This window comes from Culturomica sp. (assembly GCF_003524185.1).
GTDB classification, from domain to species: domain Bacteria; phylum Bacteroidota; class Bacteroidia; order Bacteroidales; family Marinifilaceae; genus Culturomica; species Culturomica massiliensis.
This window is the reverse complement of the sequence record NZ_DOED01000030.1, coordinates 77,724-98,863: the sequence shown is the minus strand read 5'-3', so window position 1 is coordinate 98,863 and position 21,140 is coordinate 77,724. Positions and strand designations below refer to the sequence as shown.

Below are 21,140 nucleotides of genomic sequence, written 5' to 3'. Positions count from 1 at the left end.
TATCAAGCCATAGGGACAGGCGGAGCACGCAAAGCCTTCCGTGTTAAGAAAAGACTTTGATAGTGAGGTGGGACATAAAGCGGTGTCTGTATTTCTACATATACGATGGTATGTTCTTTCTCCGCTTTCGGTACGATTTGTTCGCAATAAGCATACCATTCGTAATGAACCGGCTCTTCCTGCCGTGTTTCGACAACGACGACAGCAGAACTGACATATTCTGCCGGCACACTCTTTTCATGTGTATACAAAAGTACACCCAAAAAGGCAGAAGCCAGTAAATAAATCAATATGTTTGCCGATATACCTAAGAAAAACATGTGGCGAAGTTAGAAAAATATTTTATACACTTTACAACTATTTACATCGTTTATTTTATTTATTGTGGAAATAGCTTTTCGTAAACTTATAAAATGAACGGAATATATAGCTTTTTCATGACCGCTAAAAGAGAAAAGATAAAAAATTCATTTCATATTAAGTATTTGCCAATTAATGATTTGTAGATACATTGTCCCTGTATTGAAACAACGTGAATTCAAAAAAATTTCTTACATTTTGGCGATTTATGAGAAAAAATATAATTTTGTATTAAAATCAAATTTGTAATCATTACAAATAAAAAATGGATTCAATCGTAACGGCTCAGGACTATTTGGCCAAATATGGGATAAAGCCTTCCGTACAACGGATAGCCATTATGGAATATCTGATGGAACACCGGACACATCCCAGTACGGACGAGATTCATTCTGTGCTGATTAAATGGATGCCTACTTTATCGAAAACAACTGTCTACAATACATTGAAGCTGTTCACCGAGCAAGGTGCATTGATGGCTTTGGGAATAGACGATCGGAATATACGTTATGATATTGATGTTTCGGATCATGCGCATTTTATCTGTTTGGGATGTGGGAAAGTGTATGATATACCGGTTGATCATCTGGATAAACTGATTGTCCGGGGGGGAGAGGAATTGACGATAACGGAAACTCATTTATACTATAAGGGATATTGTAAATTGTGTGATAATAAGAGACTTAAGTAACATTAATCGTTAATTTAAAATCAAAATCATTATGAAAAAATTTATCTGTACAGTATGTGGTTATGTGTATGAAGGAGAGGAAGCTCCGGAATTTTGTCCTCAATGTAAGGCTCCGAGAAGTAAATTCAAAGAAATGGAAGCAACGTCAGGTAAGCTGACATTTGTCGACGAACACGTCATCGGTGTGGCACAAGGTGTAGATCCGGAAGTTTTAGAAGGATTGAAAGCACATTTTAACGGGGAATGTACAGAAGTCGGAATGTATTTGGCCATGAGTCGTCAGGCCGACCGCGAAGGTTATCCGGAAGTTGCCGAAGCTTTCAAACGTTACGCTTGGGAAGAAGCCGAACACGCATCAAAATTCTGTGAATTATTAGGTGAAATGGTATGGGATACCGAAACAAATTTGAGAAAACGTATGGAAGCAGAAGCCGGCGCATGTGAAGATAAGAAAAGAATTGCGACATTGGCCAAAAAACTGAATTTGGATGCTATCCATGACACCGTACACGAGATGTGTAAAGACGAAGCGCGTCACGGAAAAGGATTTGAAGGACTGTACAACCGTTATTTCAAAAAATAAATTCCGTCGCTGGACTATAAACCGGATTCAGGGAAAAACTCTGAATCCGGTTTTTTTGTGTATGTTTGCGAATAAAATTATCAGTAATGACGGATCTGTTTTCTTGTGGAAATCCAATCTTCACGCTTCCCAAACACTCGGATAAACTATGTATTCCGATACAAAAGTGGGAATTTTTATGCCATACCCTGTATTTGAAAAAATATCCTTTTTTACTGGGTCCGAAAGGTTGCGGCAAATCTTCTGTGGCCAAAGAGCTGGCGGATGCTATGGGTATGGAATACCATGCCTTTAATATGGGACAGGCGTTTAAGCCCAAAAAAATGTTTGTGGGCAGTCTGATCATTGGAGAAGACGGAAAAACTCTTGCGGTACGTTCAGAGTTTTTCCGGGCATTCGTTTCAGACCGGCCGACGTTGATTTTTTTGGACGAATTGACGCGTACTCCGGCTGTAGCCGCTAATTTTCTAATGACGGTACTGGATCGGCATCAGTCGTATTTGTACGACGAAGATTCCGGACAAAGGTATGATAAAGGCAGGAATGTCCTTTTTATTGCAGCGGGTAATACCGGTTTTGCTTATGTTTCGGCTCAACGTCTGGACACGGCTTTTGAAGACCGCTTTATCAAAACACGTTTGGATTATTTGTCTCCCCGGGAAGAATCGGCTCTGATATGCAGCCGGATTGAAGGTGTAGCCCGTAAAGATGCTGTCCGGTTAGCGGAAATCGCCCGCATATTAAGGCTGGGGGAAGCCAAAGAAACCCTTTCCGTATCCTTGTCTACCCGGCAGGTACTGGACGCTGCCGCTTACCTTCCGTTGGGTTATTCGCTACAGGATGTGGTAGAAGAAGTCATTCTTACCAATTATATGTTGTCGGGGGAGGAAGTGCTTGCCAGAGCTTTGTTGCAAGGTATATGAACTAACCGGGATAAAGTATGGATTTTGAACGACTGCAACGAATATATGAAGATCAGTTTATCGACCGGGCCTGGTGGGGACATTTCAATATTTCCGGGGCACCGGTCAATAAATCATTTCATACGGTAAATCTCGTCGGGATCGTTGCAGCCTGTGCTAAGCTGGCTTTGCATATCACCGGCGAAATTCCCAGAATCGTACTATCGAACAAAGCTCCCAATTTGTCGGTAAATCCTGCAAAAATTGCATTGAATATCAAGATTTTGCGTTTGGATATACCGGAAGATATAAAAGTAAATGCCCTGTTTGGAAGTTTTATTCACGAACTGGGACATCTGCTCTATACCCGCGAGGATATCGGGGCCAGAGAAGCCAGGAGGTATACCCCTGTACAAACCGGTTTTTTACATATGCTGGAAGACCGCCGGGTGGAATCCAAACTGGTAAATGCGTATCCCGGCTATCATTCTTTTCTGTATACGGCCAGGCGTTTGGCCTTATCCATGGGATGGTGGGCTATGGAACAGCGCATCGGATTTTACGGAGGGATGGACCCGGAAAACCGGGATATCAACGGAAACGACGGACATGAAGCGTTAACTGATTATATATGTTGTAAAATATTGTATCCCAACATCCTGGAAGATCCGGTATACATACGGGAGGTAAACAGTTTTCCGGGTAATTCCCGGAAAGTGAAAGAGATTGATTTATTATTGGATAAAATCAAAGGATATGCTGCGTTGACATTTACGGAAATAGAGAACGTTGCAGAAGAATTGGCTGGAATTGTCGGAGAAAACGGGACGGTTAGCGAAAATTTCTGTTTACAGGAAGTAAAGAATACACTCCGGCAATTTGAAGATTATACGGCTGACCGCGATATCCGGATGGCAGAGTCTGTTATTGCAGATATGCAAAGGACATTCAATCCGGAAAAGTTCCATTATTATGCGAAGACCTCTTCTTCGGAGAGCAACCGCCGGACACAGGCGTCTGCCAGGGAATTTGTACATGTAATCCGGGAAGTGGAAGCCGAAGCCGGAACGATTTCCGGTGAACTGCTGAAAAAAGCCAGAGAATTGGCCGCAGGTATACAACTTCAGTTGTCGATGTTTTCGGCAAAAACAGATAAAAATAAGGTGATTTATGAACAGGATGCGGGAGAACTGGACGAAGAAGAATTATATCAATCCCGCTATAACCGGAATATTTTCTGGGAAGAAACCCCGGCTCCTTCGGCCCGGTTGGAAGTCGTCATTTTACTGGATTTGTCCGGCTCTATGGTTACGGGAGATAAAATCGCCATGCAAACGGTCTTGGCTGTCGCCCTGGTATTGGCTTTTGAAAGATATGCGAATGTGGTAACGTATTCCGTATATGGACACCGCTGCGACGACAACGGTATTGAAGTAACTTGTTTTCATAAACCCGGACGGCGGTTGCAACTCGCTAAACTTTTCTCACAAAAGGCTTTGTATGCCAATGCCGACGGTTATGCCATGCAATATTGCTTTGAAAAATTTCAGCCCGACAGTCCCCATAAATTGTTTCTGATGATATCGGACGGAACGCCTTCTGTAGTTGCTTCTGAAGGAGAGGATCCCCAAGAGCAGGTGCGGGAAGTTGTTCATGAAGGGAAAAAGAAAAGAATCGAAGTCTTATCTCTGGGAATCGATAATTTTGACCAGGCAGATATGTATGATGAATTTATTCCGTATTCCGGAGCTGATACAATTGTACTGTTTTCCCGCTGGCTAAGAAAGAAATTCAGTTCGCTGGCCGATGAAACCGTATTCTGACGGCTTAGCGGGCATATAGGATAAATATGGCCGGGCGTTTGTCTATAGCGGGTGGAGGCAATTGCTTCCATTCCCGTATTGTTTTTGTCTTAATATATTCGTTATCAGTAGTGATATCACAGGCTACCGTAAGTTTTGTTTGAAGAGAAAGCACATGCAGCATTTCTTGAAAAAGTTTCAGGTTACGATAGGGAGTCTCGATAAAAATTTGGGAGCGGTTTTCCAGGGCAGACTCTTTTTCGTAGTTTTTTAAAGCTTTACTGCGCTCGTTATCTTTCACAGGCAGATAGCCGTTGAAAGAAAAATGTTGTCCGCTGCAACCGGAAGCCATAAGTGCCAATAGGATAGAAGAAGGACCTACAAGGGGACATACCCGGTAACCGCGACGATGAGCCAACGCAACCAGTTCGGCTCCCGGATCTGCGATTCCGGGACAACCGGCTTCCGAAATGATCCCCATATCTTCTTTTTCCAGCCAGGGCAAGCAAGCTTCGATTTCTTTCGGGGTAGAATGTTCATTCAGGTCCAGAAAAATCAAACTGTCGATATCTATGGTTTTGTCTATTTTTTTAAGGAAACGACGTGTGTTTTTAGGATTTTCGGTGGCGAATACCCGTAACTGACGAATCAGGCTGATAACTTCATTTGGCAGTACGCATTCCAAAGCCGATTCTCCCAAACTGTTCGGTAGCAGATAAAGTTTTCCCATATACTTGTTTTTGCGTACAAAAGTACAAATTTGGTTGTAGATTCCGGATCGTAGGTTTCAATTTAATTTCAAAAAGGCAGGTCGGATACGGGGGCATTACAGCTTTTTCAGTAACAGACTGTATAAAAAAGTATTCAGGGGCAGACTCCGGCAGAATGATTAAAATCAGAAAAATTACCGTTTACCATATCTCCGGGGTGTATTTTTCAGGTAAATTATAATTGCCAGCACCGGTTTTTCATTATTTTTGTATGAAAATTAAGAAAACTATGAAATTGACTTTTTTAGGGAGCGGTACATCACAAGGCATACCGGTTATTGCTTGTGAATGTGAGGTATGTCGGTCAGAAGATAAAAAAGATAAGAGGTTACGTTGTTCTGCCATGTTGGAAATCGATGGAAAAAACATTGTCATCGATGCGGGACCCGATTTTCGTTACCAGATGCTGCGGGCAGAAGTAAAGGATATCCGGGCCATCCTGTTGACCCACGAGCATAAAGATCATATCGGAGGTCTGGATGACGTGAGGGCTTTCAACTGGGTGAAACACGGAGCTGTCGATGTATATACGGATATCCGGACGAAAGAAGCTGTTTTTAAGGATTATTCGTATGCTTTCAGTGAATTTAAATACCCCGGGGTACCGGAAATCAACATGCATGTCATTGACCCGAATCCTTTTTACATCGATGATATCCGGGTCATTCCCATTCCGGTGATGCATCACAAGCTTCCGGTGATGGGATTCCGGATCGGTAATTTCGCCTATATTACGGATGCCAATTACATACCCGAGAGTTCGATGGAGCGGTTGAAGGGAACGGAATACATGGTCATAAACGCTTTGCGTAAAGAAAGCCATCTGTCTCATTTCACCTTGGCCCAGGCGGTTGAAGTTGTACAAAAATTACAGGTGAAAGAGGCCTGGCTGACACATATAGGGCATCAAATGGGCCTGACCGCTGAAGTGTCTGCGGAATTACCCGCCCATATACATTTGGCATACGATACGTTAGCGGTAGAGGTAAATTAAATCTCATACATAATCAATGATATCAGGATTGATAATCCTTCCCCTTTCTCGTAGGATTTACACGTCCGGAGCAAGTAGGAATATTAAAACTTTCATTCGTTTATGTCTTAAAATTCGGTTGAATTTATTACATTTGTGAGGTTTTCACGGGTGGGAGTGCAGCGTTTGTGTAAATATTTGGATTTAAACAAGTTAATAATATAATTAGTAGATGGAAAACGGCGGAGAAAAAATCATTAAGATTAACATTGAAGAGGAAATGAAATCGTCCTACATTGATTATTCAATGTCGGTCATTGTTTCACGAGCATTGCCGGACGTAAGGGACGGAATGAAACCGGTACATCGGAGGGTGTTATTCGGTATGAATGAACTGGGAGTCAATTCTAATAAGCCTTATAAGAAATCAGCCAGAATCGTCGGAGAGGTAATGGGAAAGTTCCATCCTCACGGAGACAGTTCTGTATATATGACCATGGTGCGTATGGCACAACCCTGGTCTTTGCGTTATCCTTTGGTCGACGGTCAGGGTAACTTCGGCTCCGTTGACGGAGACAGTCCTGCTGCCATGCGTTACACGGAAGCCCGTATGGAGAAAATTGCAGAAGAGATGCTGGCCGATTTGGATAAAGATACGGTGGATATGGTTCCTAACTTCGATGAATCTTTAAAGGAGCCGACCGTACTTCCGTCTAAAATTCCGAATTTACTGGTGAACGGAGCTTCAGGTATTGCTGTCGGTATGGCAACGAATATGGCACCTCACAACCTCAATGACGTTGTAGATGCGATATGTGCCTATATCGATAATGAGGATATCGACATTGAAGATTTGATCAAAATCATCAAGGCTCCGGATTTTCCGACGGGAGGTACGATATACGGATACAACGGTGTCAAAGAATCTTACCGGACGGGGAGAGGACGCATTATTGTGCGGGCTAAAACTTCCGTAGAAGTGACTCCGAACGGAAGAGAGAAAATCATTGTACATGAGATTCCTTATCAGGTAAATAAAATGGAGTTGATCATGCGCATCGCCGAATTGATCAATGAAAAGAAAATCGAGGGAATTTCCAATGTCAACGATGAGTCCGACCGGAACGGTATGCGGATCGTGATCGATGTAAAAAAAGATGCCATTTCCAACGTGGTATTGAATACCTTACTAAAACATACCGCTTTACAGACGTCTTTCGGGGTTAACAATGTCGTACTGGTGCACGGTCGCCCAAAACTACTCAACATCAAAGATTTGATTCACTATTTTGTGGAACATCGTCATGAGGTGGTGACCCGTCGTACGGAATTCGAATTGAGACAGGCTGAAAAGAGAGCCCACATATTGGAAGGTTTAATTATTGCCTGCGACAATATCGACGAAGTTATCCGGATCATCCGGGGCTCTAAAACGCCGGAAGAAGCACGTAATACATTGATCGATCGTTTCAGTCTGTCAGATGTTCAGGCTGCTGCCATCGTCGATATGCGCTTGCGTCAGCTTACCGGTCTGGAACAGGATAAATTACGCGCCGAATACGAGGAAATCGAGAAATTGATTGCACATTTGCGTGAAATTCTGGACAGTCTGGAATTACGTATGCGTATTGTCAAGAGCGAATTGCTGGAAATGAAAGAGCTATACGGAGATGAAAGACGTACCGATATCGTATACGCTTCGGAAGAATTCAATCCGGAAGATTTCTATGCCGATGACGAAGTCGTCATTACCATTTCACATATGGGTTACATAAAACGCACTCCTCTGAGTGAATACAAAGTACAGAATAGAGGAGGGGTAGGGTCGAAAGGATCGGCTACCCGGGATGAAGACTTCCTGGAACACCTGATCATGGCAACAATGCACAATACCATGTTGTTCTTTACGGAAAAAGGCCGGTGTTTCTGGTTGAAAGTATACGAAATTCCGGAGGGTACAAAACAGTCCAAAGGACGCGCCATACAGAATTTGCTGAATATAGAACCGGATGATAAAGTTAAGGCATATATCAATCTGCTTGACTTAAAAGATACCGATTATATAAACAGCAACTATATTGTTTTGTGTTCCAAAAAAGGCATCATCAAAAAGACAACTCTGGAAGCCTATTCGCGTCCGCGCCAAAACGGGGTGAATGCCATTACGATCAAAGAAGGCGATCAATTACTGGAGGCCAAACTGACCAATGGAGATAACGATATTATGCTGGCCGTAAAATCCGGTAAGGCAATCCGCTTCCCTGAAATTAAAGTTCGTCCGATGGGACGTATTGCAGCAGGCGTAAAGGCAATCAAACTGAAAAGCGAAGAGGATGAAGTAATCGGAATGATATGTGTCGAACCGGATAAAGCGGATATATTGGTCGTTTCTGAAAATGGTTTCGGTAAACGCTCGGCTATCAGCGATTATCGTATTACAAACCGGGGCGGCCAGGGAGTCAAAACGATAAATCTGACGGAGAAGACCGGAAATCTGATCGCTTTATTAGATGTTACGGATGAAGACAATCTGATGATTATCACAAAATCCGGATTGACGATTCGTATGGAAGTCGCTTCACTGAGAGTTATGGGACGGAATACACAGGGTGTAAAACTGATAAACCTGCGGAGCGATGATGCCATTGCTGCCGTGGCCAAAGTGTCGGCATCCAAAGAAGATGAGAATATGGACAATGAAGAGAATGCACCGGAAGCAGATACTTCGAATGAATAATGAAACAAAATGCGCGTTTGAAACGTGAAACTGAAACATAAATTAAATAACACCTACGTATGAGAAAATTAACTTTTATTGTAATTTTACTTTTCTGTGCAGGTTTTACTTATGCACAGAAAGGAAAAGTAGCCCAGGCTACAAGTTATTTTACGTCCGGAAAGCTGGATGAAGCCAAAAAGCTGATTGATGAAGCCATTACACACGAAAACTGCGTAAATGACGCTAAATCTCATTTTACAAAAGGTCAGATTTATCAGGCGATTTTTGAGAGTCCGCTAAATGATTATCGTAAACTGGACCCGAATGCATTGGATGTTGCCTGGGAAGCTTTTCAGAAAACCATTCAACTGGATGAAAAGGGTAAATTTAACAAAAAGCTGAAAACCCAATACGAAAATTTAATTGCGGATTATACTAACAAGGCTATCGAGTATTATAACTCAGAAAACTTCAAAGGTGCTTTGGGAGCATTCAAGAGAGTACTGGAAATCGAAAAATCTCCGATAGTCAATTCTACGGCTGTAGATACTGCTATTATCTTCAATGCCGGTGTGGCTGCTCAAAGAGCCGGAGAATTTGCCGAAGCTGAAAAATTTTATAAGGAATCCCTGAAACACAATTATGAACCGGCCCGTACTTACGCTATGCTGGCCAACGTATTGAAAGAACAAGGGAAAGAAGAAGAAGCTGTTGAATACCTTCACAAAGGCTATGAATTATTCCCGAACGATGCTTATATGCTGGTAGAATTGATCAATTACTACCTGTTGGGCGGTGAACCGGAAAAAGCAGAAGTATATCTGGATGCTGCCATCAAGCAAGACCCGAATAACGCTTCTTTCTACAGAGCCAAAGGAACGTTGTATGAGAAAATGAAAGAGCCGGAAAAAGCAATGGCTATGTATGAAAAAGCCCTTTCTGTAGATCCGAAAGATTTTGCTGCACAATACAATCTGGGAAACCTCAAATTGACAGAAGTCATCGAACTGCACAAAAAAGTAAACGACATCGTAGATGCTGACGAATATAACAAAGGTATGGAACAGGTATATGCCGGTTATACAGCCGTAATTCCGTATTTCGAAAAAGCACGGGAACTGAATCCGACGGAAAGAAATACACTGACTACCTTAAAAGAATTGTATTTCAAACTGAGAAATAACGATCCGGGTTATATGCAAAAATACGAGGAAGTGAAAGCTGAATTGGAAAAATAATTCGTTACGGAATGATAAAGGGGAACTTCTCCCCTTTATTTTTTGGGATTCATATTTTACATAATATAAATTATAGGACAAATAAAAACTTCTTCCTTCCGGACAAATATCATAAAACTTTATAAAAAAATAGTCTTTCAGCCTTTAGAAATTATTATATTTGTGGAGTTTAAAAGATTGGCTTAAATATTTGAGATATGCGGAATTCCCTGAAAGATAAAGTTGCAGTTGTCACAGGAGCCTCTTCTGGCATCGGCAAAGCTTTGGTTTATGAATTGGCGCGTCAAGGTGCAAAAATTGCTTTGGCTTCCAGAAGTCTGGAAGACTTATTGGTTATTGAAAAAGAATTGAAAGCACAAGGTGCCGATGTATTATCGATCCGTACGGATGTCACAAAGGAATTGGCCTGTAAGGAATTGATGGAACAGACATTCCGCTATTTCGGGCGAATCGATATATTGATTAATAATGCCGGTATCTCTATGCGTGCTTTATTGGAAGACCTGGATACAAACGTGCTTCGCAAAGTCATGGATGTCAATTTCTGGGGAACGGTATATTGCAGTAAATACGCACTTCCCTACCTTTTGCAAACAAAAGGCAGTTTAGTCGGGGTTATTTCGATTGCCGGATATATCGGTCTGCCCGGCAGAACGGGTTATGCTGCCAGTAAATTTGCGGTACGGGGTTTCCTGAATACAGTACGGGTAGAAAACCGGAAAAAGGGATTGCATGTCCTGGTGGCAGCTCCGGGCTTTACGGCCTCGAATATTCGCAAAACGGCTTTGAACAGCGAAGGGCGCCAACAAGGAGAAAGTCCTCGTAATGAAAGTAATATGATGACGGCAGAACGGTGTGCCTCGATCATTATTAAAGGTATCCAGAAACGGAAAAGAGAAATTATAATGACTTTTATCGAAGGAAAACTGACGGTCTTTTTAAGTAAATGGTGGCCCCGATTCGTAGAAAAGCTTACCTATGCCCATATGGCTAAAGAACCGGATTCCCCTTTTAAATAAATACCTGCATTTTAGTTGAAAGTATGTGTCGTATTGTATTGATTTTGTGTGCTTTATTGATGAGTTTTAATTCGTCTTTCGGACAGCTTTTATATCCGGAGATCATGGAAATCAGAAATCTGGATGTACAGCCTTTAGAATCCGGACAATTGGCTTTCCCTGCAAATTTGTCATTTTTAAAGAAAAACTTGAAAAACAACCATATTGAGAATCCGGCAATCCGTTATGCCATTCAAAATCTGAAAAAGGAAAAGCACCGGGACTCTGATCTGAATAATGCCCTGGATGTCCTGATGCGTTATGCCCAGAACGATACCTTGAAAAATATGGTGAATTACATCCGGGATTATGTCAGTACGACCTGTAAAAATGAGGAAGCATTGAATACGGTCAATGCCCGCCTGGTCATAGACAGTATCCGGTACGCTTCCGACACCGTCCGCTATACGTTTGATTCGGATTTGAGAACACTGGCTTCTTACATTCAGCTTGATTCAAATTATATATGGCTGAAAAAAATCAGCCGGGATTCCGTTATGATTGAAATCAGTAATACGACTGACAGCACTTTGAAATTCTGGATCAACAACGGTCGTAAAGAATACCATCGGTTTTGGGCGGTAAATAAACTGGGTGATTCAATCGGGACGTGGATACAGGTTGCTCCTCCGGGAAATACAATCCGTTTTTATGTAGATGACGATGTATATCGCTCTAAAATGGATTTGAAAAAGGCCCGTGCCAAAAAAATTTCAAACCGCCTGGCGGCTTCTTATTACCATCTTCAGGCTCTTACTCCGGGCGAACTCCACCGACGTCACTGGACTTATTATTCGGAAGTAGAAATGGCTATGGGACAAGGTTATGTGGCAAACTGGTCCGGCGGCGGTGAAAATTCCCTCTCTGTTTTGAGTAATCTGCGTTATTTCATCAACTACAATAAGAATAAAACCAGTTGGGAAAACTTTCTGCATTACCGTTTGGGATTCCTTAAAAGCGGAGATCAGAATATAAGGAAAAATGAAGAAAAACTGGAATTGAATTCGAAAGTCGGTCAAAAAGCTTTTAAACATTGGTATTATACGGCCCAGTTGAATATCCTGACTACTGTTTTCAATTCTTATGAATATTCGGGTGAAAACGAAAAGAAAAAAATCGGAAATTTCATGACTCCGGGTTATTTTACTTTATCCGTCGGTATGGACTACAAGCCGAATGATAATTTTTCCCTGTATCTGTCCCCTATTGCCGGAAAATGGACTTATTTAAGGGACACTGTGGGTATCGACCCGGGACGTTACGGTGTAGATGCCGGTAAAAAATCCAAGGGAGATGCCGGTGCCCGTGTCGAGCTCCGGAATAAATTTTCATTATTCAAATTTATCGATGTACGTAACGAACTGATTATGTTCAGCAGTTACTATAATTCGCAACAGAGTTTCACCGGTAATTGGCAGGTTCAGCTTGATTTTAAGATAAACTATTTTATGCGGGCTTCGGTATATACAAATGTCGTATACGACGAAAACTATTCGAAGAAACTGCAATTTAAAGAGAATTTGAACTTAGGCGTTAATTTTAGATTCTGAGATATGATAAATTTTGAAAATTGTGAAATCTCCAATATTGTAATCCACAACATTGGGAACAAGTACGATGGCGGCGAGTTGACGGTTTCGGATAAATGTTTTTTACCGGATGATCCGGATGTCGTGGGATTACTGAAAAATTATTTCCTCTCTCCCTTTAAAAAGGATGCTTTTTACAATTTTCTTCCCTATGAGGACGAATTGATGAATAATCCGGTTTACGGGGCAGTTACCGACATATTCAATAACGAAGCATCTTTTTATGTACAATCGGTATTTATGGCCCAGCATCTGTTCGAACAATCAAACAATCCCAATATCAAAGCGGGCGAATTGTATGTCGTTCACTTCCGGAATTGTAACATAGAAGAAGGCGTTTGTGATGCCATCGGTATATTTAAATCGGAAACGAAAGACACTTTTCTCAAGATTGTCATGAATCAAAATACATATCAGTTGGAAAGTGAATCCGGAATCAATATCCGTAAGCTGGACAAGGCTTGCATTATTTTCAATACACATGCCGAAAGCGGATATAAAGTGTCGATACTGGATAAGACAAATACCAAGGAAGCGATTTACTGGACGACAGATTTTCTGGGTTTACAACCTACAAACGACAGCTATTTTCAGACAGCCAACTATCTGAATCTGTGCAAAGATTTTGTCAAAGATATATACAATAAAGAAAACGACGTGCCCCGGGCCGATCAGATCGACATGCTGAACCGTTCCCTGAATTTTTTCAAGGAAGCGGAAGTTTTCTCTGAAGACCGCTTTAAAGAGGAAGTAGTCCGGGAGCCAGAAGTTATCAATGCTTTCGAGAATTTTAAAAAACAATATGAAGAAGAAAAGGAACTTCCGTTAAGCAACACCTTCCCCGTCTCGGATTTTGCCGTTAAAGACGAGAAAAAGTATTTCAGACATGTACTGAAATTGGATAAAAATTTCCACGTGTATATACACGGACAACGTAAATATATCGAAAAAGGATACGATACGGCCCGGGATATGAACTACTATAAGCTTTATTTCCGGGACGAAGAGTAAACAATTATGAAAATCATTGCCAGAACAGGGATCGCCTTATTGTTGATTGCTGCCGTTGCCGGTGGCCTGGGATACTATTTTGTATGCTATCCCAACACACAGGTCGATGATGAAGGCGTGTTTTATATCCGGGAAGATGATTCTTTTGAAAATGTAATGGAAAATTTGCAGAATAACGGGTATATAAAAAACAGTTACACGCTTCGCCTTGTTTCCCAGCTGAAAAAATACCCGGAAATGGTAAAATCAGGGCGATACCGGCTCAAAGACGGTATGAACAATAATACCCTGGTTAATCTGTTACGTTCCGGAAATCAGGAAGCAGTTCATTTTACATTTAACAACCTCCGTACCCTGGAACAGCTGGCTGGAGTCGTTTCACGTCAATTGGAAATCGATTCCCTGGAATTTCTGGAAACAGCCCGACGTCCCGATTTACAAAGGGAATTAGGATTTACTCCGGAAACATTCATCGGTATGTTTATTCCCAACACGTATCAGGTGTACTGGAATACAAAACCCGAAAAACTGATCCGCAAAATGGCGGAGGAATACCGGAAATTCTGGAACGATACCCGATTGGCCGAAGCAAAAAAAGCAGGCCTGTCCCCCATGGAAGTTATAACATTGGCTTCAATTATTGAAGAAGAGACGGTTCGTCCGGAAGAATACCCCGTCATCGCAGGGGTTTACATCAACCGATTGAATAAAAATATTCCGCTGTCTGCTTGTCCTACCCTTAAATTTGCTTTGGGAGATTTCACCCTGAAACGGATTCTGAACAAGCATATGGAAATCGAATCTCCTTACAATACGTATAAGAACCAGGGGTTACCTCCGGGACCGATCCGAATGGCATCGGTCAATGTTATCGATGCCGTACTGCATTACAAGAAACACGATTACCTCTACTTTTGTGCGAAAAGTGATTTTTCCGGAGGACATTATTTTTCGAAAACCCTTCATCAGCATAATATATATGCGAAGCAATATCACAGGGCTCTCAATCAGAGAAAGATATACTGATAACATTTATAATCTAATTTAAAAGCCCTTTGTTTTTGCATTTCATATAAAAATAGTATCTTTGCGCCGACAAATTATTTTTATACTAATAATCAATTAATTATGTTGAATCATTACGAGACCGTTTTCATTACAACTCCCGTTTTATCTGAAATACAGATAAAGGAAGCGGTAGAAAAGTTCAAGAATGCCATTACGGAAAATGGCGGTTCCATTGAACATGAGGAGGCATGGGGCCTTCGCAAGCTGGCTTATCCGATCCAGAAAAAAACGACCGGATTTTATCACTTACTCCAATTTGAAGCAGAAGGCTCATTGGTAGACAAGTTGGAAACAGCTTATCGCCGTGACGAACGTGTAATCCGTTTCCTGACCTTCAGATTAGACAAGTATGCATATGAGTATGCTTTAAAGAGAAGAAGTAAAAACCAAGAAAAAAGAGAGGAGAAATAAGCCATGGCACAGAACGAAAGTGAAATCAGATATTTGACCCCGCCTTCAGTAGAAGTCAAAAAGAAAAAATACTGCCGTTTTTTAAAGAGCAGAATTAAATTTATCGATTACAAGGATCCTGAATTCTTAAAGAAATTCTTGAATGAACAAGGTAAAATCCTTCCGAGAAGAATTACCGGAACTTCTCTGAAATATCAGAGAAAAGTGGCTACAGCAGTAAAAAGAGCCAGACATCTTGCTTTATTGCCTTATGTAACCGATTTGATGAAATAATTTAAGGAAGGAGGACAAAATGCAAATTATATTATTGACAGATATAGCAAACTTAGGTCATAAGGACGACGTAATCAACGTAAAACCGGGTTATGGTCGTAACTACCTTATCCCCCAGGGATATGCTATCCTTGCCACCGAATCGGCTAAAAAAGTTGTAGCAGAAAATACCAAGCAAAGAGCACACAAAGAAGCTAAATTAAGAGCGGAAGCTCAGGAACTGGCTGCTAAACTCGAAGCGTTGAAACTGACGATCGGTGCAAAAACAAGCAGTACCGGCAAAATTTTCGGATCCGTGAATAATATCATGATCTCTGAAGCTTTACAGGCACAAGGGTATGATATCGATCGTAAGAAAATCATGCTGAAAGAAATCAAAGAAGTGGGAACTTATTCTGCAACGATAAAACTTCACAGAGATGTGAAAGTAAATGTGGAATTCGACGTGGTTTCCGAATAATTAAAATGAGTCATTAACAAGACTTAAACGTATTTCCAAACATATCCAAACACGAAAAGCACCCTTACGCGGGGTGCTTTTTATTTGCTATTATTTTCACTATCTTTGTACGTTTACTGCAACAAAGGCAGTATTCCAAAAATTAAAAGTTGAAAGGTAGAGGACGTAAAATGGGAAAGCAATACATAGAACTGAAAGGCATCCGGGTACACAATCTGAAGAATATAGACCTGAAAATAGAACTGGGAAAATTCATCGTGATTACCGGAGTGTCAGGAAGCGGAAAATCATCTCTGGCCTTCGATACCCTGTATGCAGAAGGACAGCGAAGATATGTGGAGAGTTTGTCGGCATATGCCCGTCAATTCCTGGGGAGATTGAATAAGCCGGAATGCGACTATATAAAGGGTATTCCGCCTGCCGTAGCCATCGAGCAAAAGGTCAATACCTCTAATCCCCGTTCTACCGTCGGAACTTCTACGGAAATATACGATTATATAAAATTGTTGTATGCCCGTGCCGGACGTACCTATTCTCCTGTATCCGGCAATGAAGTTAAACGTGATACGGTAGACAGCATCTGCCGCTATGTACTGGAACATGAAGGGAAAAATGCCGTTATCCTGGCAAAACCCGATAAGCTCGACGAACCCGAAGGGATATCTCTCCTGTTAAGCCAGGGATTTGTGAGATTGAAATACGGCGACGGGTTTCTGCGAATCGAAGATGTAATACATGATGCCCGCCCCTTACCGGATCAGGAAAACTGTTTTCTGGTGGTCGACCGGATTTCCGTCAACCGGGAAAAAGATACCGTTTCCCGTATATCCGAATCAATAGAAACAGCTTTGTATGAGGGAAATGGAGAATGTTTTATTGAAATAGACGGTGTCCGGCATCCTTTTTCAAATCGCTTTGAAGCAGACGGTATCAGTTTTCAGGTACCTTCCGTAAATATGTTCAGTTTCAACTCTCCTATCGGTGCATGTCCGAAATGTGAAGGATACGGCCGGGTATTGGGTATTGACGAAGACCTGGTCGTCCCGAATAAGTCTTTGAGTCTGTACGAAGACGCCGTCATGTGCTGGCGGGGAGAAGTTATGAGTGAATGGAAACGGCAGGTGATCAGTGCAGCTCATCACGTGAATTTCCCGGTGCATACCCCCTATTACGAACTGACTGCCGAAGAAAAACGGTTGCTGTGGCAGGGATGCCGTTATTTTAAAGGTATCTATGATTTCTTCGAACATCTGGAATCCAAAAAATATAAAATCCAAAACCGGGTAATGATTGCCAGGTATACCGGAAAAACTATTTGCCCCGATTGTCATGGGACCCGCTTAAAGCCGGAAGTTTCTTACGTCAAAATCGGAGGTAAATCCATAGCAGAATTAGTGGAGATGCCGATTGCCGAATTGAAAGATTTCTTCGACCGGCTGGAATTGGATCCCTATCAGCACAAAGTGGCTGAACGAATCCTGCCCGACATACGCAGCCGGCTGGAATTTCTATTGGAAGTGGGCTTGGGATATCTGACCCTCAACCGCCTTTCCTCCTCTCTATCCGGAGGTGAATCGCAACGCATAAATTTAGCTACGTCTTTGGGCTCTTCATTGGTCGGTTCGCTCTATATCCTGGACGAACCCAGTATCGGATTACATTCACGGGATACCGACCAGTTGATAAAGGTCTTGAAAAAATTGAGGGATCTGGGAAATACGGTTGTCGTCGTCGAACATGACGAAGACATTATCCGGGCGGCCGATGAAGTAATCGATATCGGACCTTTGGCCGGAAGATTGGGCGGAGAGGTCGTCTTTCAGGGAAATATGGAAAAACTGGAAAAAGCCGATACGCTGACAGCCGCATATATGTTTGGGAAAAAAAATATCAGTGTACCCGACCACCGGAGAAATTTTACTAAAAAAATAACGATAACGGGAGCTACGGAAAACAACCTGAAAAACATTTCAGTCGATATCCCGCTGGGTATTATGACAGCCGTGACCGGTGTGAGCGGTTCCGGGAAAAGTACTTTAATTAAAACGATAGTCGTCCCTGCACTTAAAAAGTATTACGGAGATTATTCCGACCGTACCGGAAGTTTTGATAAGTTGCTGGGAGATGTAAAAGCCATAAACGGTGTGGAATTTATCGATCAGAATCCGATCGGGAAATCCACACGCTCCAATCCGGTCACCTATCTCAAAGCCTGGGACGATATCCGCAAGATATTCTCGGAAGTAAAACTGGCTAAGATACAGGGATTCAAACCCTCCCACTTTTCTTTCAATGTACCGGGCGGCCGCTGTGAAGAATGTCAGGGAGAAGGAATTATCAAGGTCGAAATGCAGTTTATGGCCGACGTTTATCTGCAATGTGAACATTGCAAGGGCAAACGCTTTAAAAATGAAGTACTGGAAGTCAAGTACCGGGAGAAAAGTATTTACGACATATTGGAGATGACTGTAAACCAAGCCATTGATTTTTTTGCAGAAGACGCCGGATACAGTGAGCGTAATGTCGTCGATAAATTGCAGAAATTAGCCGATGTCGGACTGGGATATGTAAAATTAGGCCAATCTTCCAGTACATTGAGCGGCGGAGAAAGTCAACGGGTCAAATTAGCCTATCACCTGAGTCGTGAAAATGCAGAGCCGACTCTTTTTGTCTTCGATGAACCGACAACCGGTTTGCATTTTCATGATATACATAAATTGATGGAATCCCTGAACGCTTTGATTGTCCGGGGACATACCGTATTGATCATCGAACACAACATGGATGTCATCAAATGTGCAGATCACATCATCGATTTAGGACCGGAAGGCGGTAATGAAGGCGGACGGGTTGTGTTTACCGGTACACCGGAGGACCTGATAAAATGCCCCGATTCCTATACCGGAAAATATTTGAAAGAAAAGTTATAACGCTTTTGATAAGAAATGGATACAAGAAAATAAACCGTGCAACTTTTAAGCTTACATGAAAAAGATTATTGATTTTGAAGTTTTAGAAAACCGGAAATTAAATCGGGATATGTTTTTGCTGACTGTACATTCCGAAGAATTACCGGAAATCAAGCCGGGACAATTTGTAAATATAAAGGTAGAAGGCTCCTCCTCTACTTTTTTACGCCGGCCGGTTTCTATTTATGACGCTGATCCTCAAAAAGGATTATTGTATTTATTGATTAAAATTGCCGGACACGGAACTGCGAGGTTATCGGAATTGCAGAAAAATGAAAAGTTGAACATTATACTACCATTGGGAAACAGCTTTACTCTTCCCGAATCCGGACGCTGCCTGCTCATCGGAGGCGGTGTCGGTATCGCCCCTTTGCTGTATTTATCAAAAGAATTGAATAAACGGGGAATTGTCCCGGATTTGCTTATCGGAGTCCGGTCGGAAAAGGATATTATATTGAAGGACGTTTTCGGAAAATTCTCCCACCTGCATTATACGACAGAGGACGGCACTTACGGAGAAAAAGGCTATCCGACCGGGCATTCTTTATTGAAAGAACATTTCGATCATATTTTTTGTTGCGGTCCGGACCCGATGATGAAAGCTGTTGCACGTTATGCTTATACTAATAATATTGATTGTGAAGTATCACTGGAAAATATGATGGCTTGCGGTATCGGAGCGTGCCTGTGTTGTGTTACGGATACGACAGAGGGACATAAATGTGTGTGTACGGAAGGACCTGTATTTAATATAAACGATTTGAAATGGCAGATTTAAATATTTCCTTGAAGGAACTGGAGTTAAAGAACCCGGTATTAACAGCTTCCGGTACATTCGGATACGGTACCGAATTTCAGGATTTTATAGACTTATCGGCACTCGGAGGCTTTATTGTAAAAGGTACGACCCTGCATCCCCGGGAAGGTAATCCTTATCCCCGAATGGCGGAAACGCCTTCGGGCATGTTGAATGCAGTCGGACTGCAAAACAAAGGCGTAGATTATTTTGCAGAGCATATCTATCCCGGAATAAAAGATATAAAAACACATATACTGGTAAATGTTTCAGGGTCTACTGTATCCGATTATGTCGCGACCGCAGAGAAAATAAACGACCTGGATAATATTCCGGGGATCGAACTGAATATCTCCTGCCCGAATGTAAAGGAAGGTGGAATGGCTTTCGGTACCCGTTGCTCTTCTGTGGCAGAAGTCGTAAAAGCCGTCAGGAAAGTATACGGAAAACATCTGATGGTGAAATTATCTCCCAATGTCACCGATATTCAGGAAATCGCATTGACGGCAGAAGCCGAAGGAGCTGATTCTGTCTCCCTGATCAATACACTGCTGGGAATGGCCGTAGATATTCGTAACAGACGACCGGTTTTGAGTACTGTTACCGGAGGATTAAGCGGACCTTGTGTTAAACCGGTAGCCTTGAGAATGGTGTGGCAGGTGGCAAAGGCCGTAAAAATTCCGGTTGTAGGTCTGGGAGGCATCATGACTGCTGAAGATGCTATCGAATTTTTGCTCGCCGGCGCCTCGGCCGTTCAAATAGGTACGGCTAATTTTATTGATCCGGCTGTCACCGTAAAAATCATTAACGGAATTAACGATTACCTGGAACAAAACCATTTTAAAAGTGTACGGGAAATTATAGGATTGATTTAGTCAGTCCTTTTGGTAATCTTCAAAACTTCCATCGCTGAAAAACAGGATAATTCGCTTTAATGCTTTCTTGTTTGTCAATAAAGGGATCGTAGCTGCAATTTCACCCGGGATTGCAGCTATTTCTTTTTCTGCGGACGCGTGTTCCGGTTCTTTAGGCGTTTGTAAAACGGTTTTTTCTTGTATATCTACAGACGGGGCTGTCGCCGGATGATTATAAATTCCGCCTTTCCCGGTAAGCAGCCAATCCATACTGATATCCGGAAACGCCTTGGCTATATTTACCAGCACATCATAGCCGGGCTTATTGCGTCCCTTCAGTAAATGAGAGATGGCAGAAGGATTTACATCTATCATATTGGCAAATTTCGTTGCCGTCAGTCCTTTTTTTTCAATAATCTCATTCAACCTGTCTTTCATTTTCCCGAAATTTACATGACACAAGTCATTTTATCGTTATAACAAAATCATCCGTTTCCTTTTACAAATGTAATAATTAACCTCAAATCTACCAAATTACATTTGTAATTAATGAAGTTTACATATGTAATTTATACTCATATTAACCCTCCTATCTCTACCCTATTTATTTCAT

20 protein-coding genes are annotated in these 21,140 nt (G+C 41.9%); 17 read left to right on the top strand and 3 right to left on the bottom strand.

Annotated elements, in window-relative coordinates; translation table 11 throughout:
- Positions 1-2: 2 nt before the first annotated feature.
- A complete protein-coding gene (locus tag DD657_RS10245) occupies positions 3-320 on the bottom strand; it encodes a hypothetical protein (protein WP_021988726.1) in 318 nt (105 codons plus the stop codon).
- A 305-nt stretch (positions 321-625) separates the two neighbouring features.
- Here DD657_RS10245 and DD657_RS10240 point away from each other — a divergent pair, with 305 nt between their 5' ends.
- The 4 genes from DD657_RS10240 (at position 626) to DD657_RS10225 (ending at position 4,359) form a co-directional block, all read left to right on the top strand.
- Entirely contained in the window at positions 626-1,051 is a 426-nt protein-coding gene (locus tag DD657_RS10240) for a Fur family transcriptional regulator (protein WP_021988724.1), read from the top strand.
- 31 nt (positions 1,052-1,082) lie between these two features.
- Complete coding sequence (locus tag DD657_RS10235) at positions 1,083-1,634, top strand: NADH peroxidase (protein ID WP_021988723.1); 552 nt, start codon at positions 1,083-1,085, stop codon at positions 1,632-1,634.
- Between the two features lie 86 nt (positions 1,635-1,720).
- Positions 1,721-2,557 carry an AAA family ATPase gene (locus DD657_RS10230; RefSeq protein ID WP_021988722.1) on the top strand — a complete coding sequence of 279 codons (837 nt, stop codon included), beginning with the start codon at positions 1,721-1,723 and terminating at the stop codon, positions 2,555-2,557.
- A 17-nt stretch (positions 2,558-2,574) separates the two neighbouring features.
- Entirely contained in the window at positions 2,575-4,359 is a 1,785-nt protein-coding gene (locus tag DD657_RS10225) for a vWA domain-containing protein (RefSeq protein ID WP_287049796.1), read from the top strand.
- Positions 4,360-4,363: 4 nt separating this feature from the next.
- Here DD657_RS10225 and DD657_RS10220 read toward each other — a convergent pair whose 3' ends face one another.
- Positions 4,364-5,068 (bottom strand): SAM-dependent methyltransferase, encoded by a 705-nt coding sequence (locus DD657_RS10220; protein ID WP_021988720.1) that lies wholly within the window; start codon positions 5,066-5,068, stop codon positions 4,364-4,366.
- Positions 5,069-5,337: 269 nt separating this feature from the next.
- On the opposite strand from DD657_RS10220, the gene DD657_RS10215 reads away from it, so the two are divergent.
- From DD657_RS10215 to DD657_RS10155, 13 genes are all read left to right on the top strand, one after another.
- On the top strand, positions 5,338-6,102 hold the full coding sequence (locus tag DD657_RS10215; RefSeq protein ID WP_021988719.1) for an MBL fold metallo-hydrolase: 765 nt from the start codon (positions 5,338-5,340) through the stop codon (positions 6,100-6,102).
- Between the two features lie 211 nt (positions 6,103-6,313).
- Entirely contained in the window at positions 6,314-8,818 is a 2,505-nt protein-coding gene (gyrA, locus tag DD657_RS10210) for a DNA gyrase subunit A (RefSeq protein WP_273132771.1), read from the top strand.
- A 59-nt stretch (positions 8,819-8,877) separates the two neighbouring features.
- Positions 8,878-10,038 (top strand): tetratricopeptide repeat protein, encoded by a 1,161-nt coding sequence (locus tag DD657_RS10205; protein WP_021988717.1) that lies wholly within the window; start codon positions 8,878-8,880, stop codon positions 10,036-10,038.
- 197 nt (positions 10,039-10,235) lie between these two features.
- A complete protein-coding gene (locus DD657_RS10200) occupies positions 10,236-11,057 on the top strand; it encodes an SDR family oxidoreductase (RefSeq protein WP_287049795.1) in 822 nt (273 codons plus the stop codon).
- Between the two features lie 104 nt (positions 11,058-11,161).
- Positions 11,162-12,646, top strand: a complete 1,485-nt coding sequence (locus tag DD657_RS10195) for a DUF3078 domain-containing protein (RefSeq protein ID WP_227462023.1) — start codon at positions 11,162-11,164, stop codon at positions 12,644-12,646.
- Between the two features lie 3 nt (positions 12,647-12,649).
- Complete coding sequence (locus tag DD657_RS10190) at positions 12,650-13,696, top strand: nucleoid-associated protein (protein WP_021988714.1); 1,047 nt, start codon at positions 12,650-12,652, stop codon at positions 13,694-13,696.
- A 6-nt stretch (positions 13,697-13,702) separates the two neighbouring features.
- Entirely contained in the window at positions 13,703-14,722 is a 1,020-nt protein-coding gene (gene mltG, locus DD657_RS10185) for an endolytic transglycosylase MltG (RefSeq protein ID WP_287049794.1), read from the top strand.
- A gap of 105 nt (positions 14,723-14,827) precedes the next feature.
- Positions 14,828-15,175: a 30S ribosomal protein S6 gene (gene rpsF, locus DD657_RS10180; protein WP_202668897.1), complete on the top strand. Its 348-nt coding sequence runs from the start codon at positions 14,828-14,830 to the stop codon at positions 15,173-15,175.
- Between the two features lie 3 nt (positions 15,176-15,178).
- On the top strand, positions 15,179-15,448 hold the full coding sequence (gene rpsR, locus DD657_RS10175) for a 30S ribosomal protein S18 (protein ID WP_009136073.1): 270 nt from the start codon (positions 15,179-15,181) through the stop codon (positions 15,446-15,448).
- A gap of 19 nt (positions 15,449-15,467) precedes the next feature.
- The gene (rplI, locus tag DD657_RS10170) at positions 15,468-15,908 is read left to right on the top strand and encodes a 50S ribosomal protein L9 (RefSeq protein WP_021988711.1); all 441 of its coding nucleotides are present in this window, start codon (positions 15,468-15,470) and stop codon (positions 15,906-15,908) included.
- 170 nt (positions 15,909-16,078) lie between these two features.
- On the top strand, positions 16,079-18,838 hold the full coding sequence (gene uvrA, locus DD657_RS10165; RefSeq protein ID WP_287049801.1) for an excinuclease ABC subunit UvrA: 2,760 nt from the start codon (positions 16,079-16,081) through the stop codon (positions 18,836-18,838).
- Positions 18,839-18,893: 55 nt separating this feature from the next.
- Entirely contained in the window at positions 18,894-19,655 is a 762-nt protein-coding gene (locus DD657_RS10160; RefSeq protein WP_287049793.1) for a dihydroorotate dehydrogenase electron transfer subunit, read from the top strand.
- A complete protein-coding gene (locus tag DD657_RS10155; RefSeq protein ID WP_021988708.1) occupies positions 19,643-20,548 on the top strand; it encodes a dihydroorotate dehydrogenase in 906 nt (301 codons plus the stop codon). The genes DD657_RS10160 and DD657_RS10155 overlap by 13 nt, the downstream gene beginning before the upstream one ends.
- Here DD657_RS10155 and DD657_RS10150 read toward each other — a convergent pair whose 3' ends face one another.
- Positions 20,549-20,965 (bottom strand): helix-turn-helix domain-containing protein, encoded by a 417-nt coding sequence (locus DD657_RS10150; RefSeq protein ID WP_021988707.1) that lies wholly within the window; start codon positions 20,963-20,965, stop codon positions 20,549-20,551.
- Between the last annotated feature and the right edge of the window lie 175 nt (positions 20,966-21,140).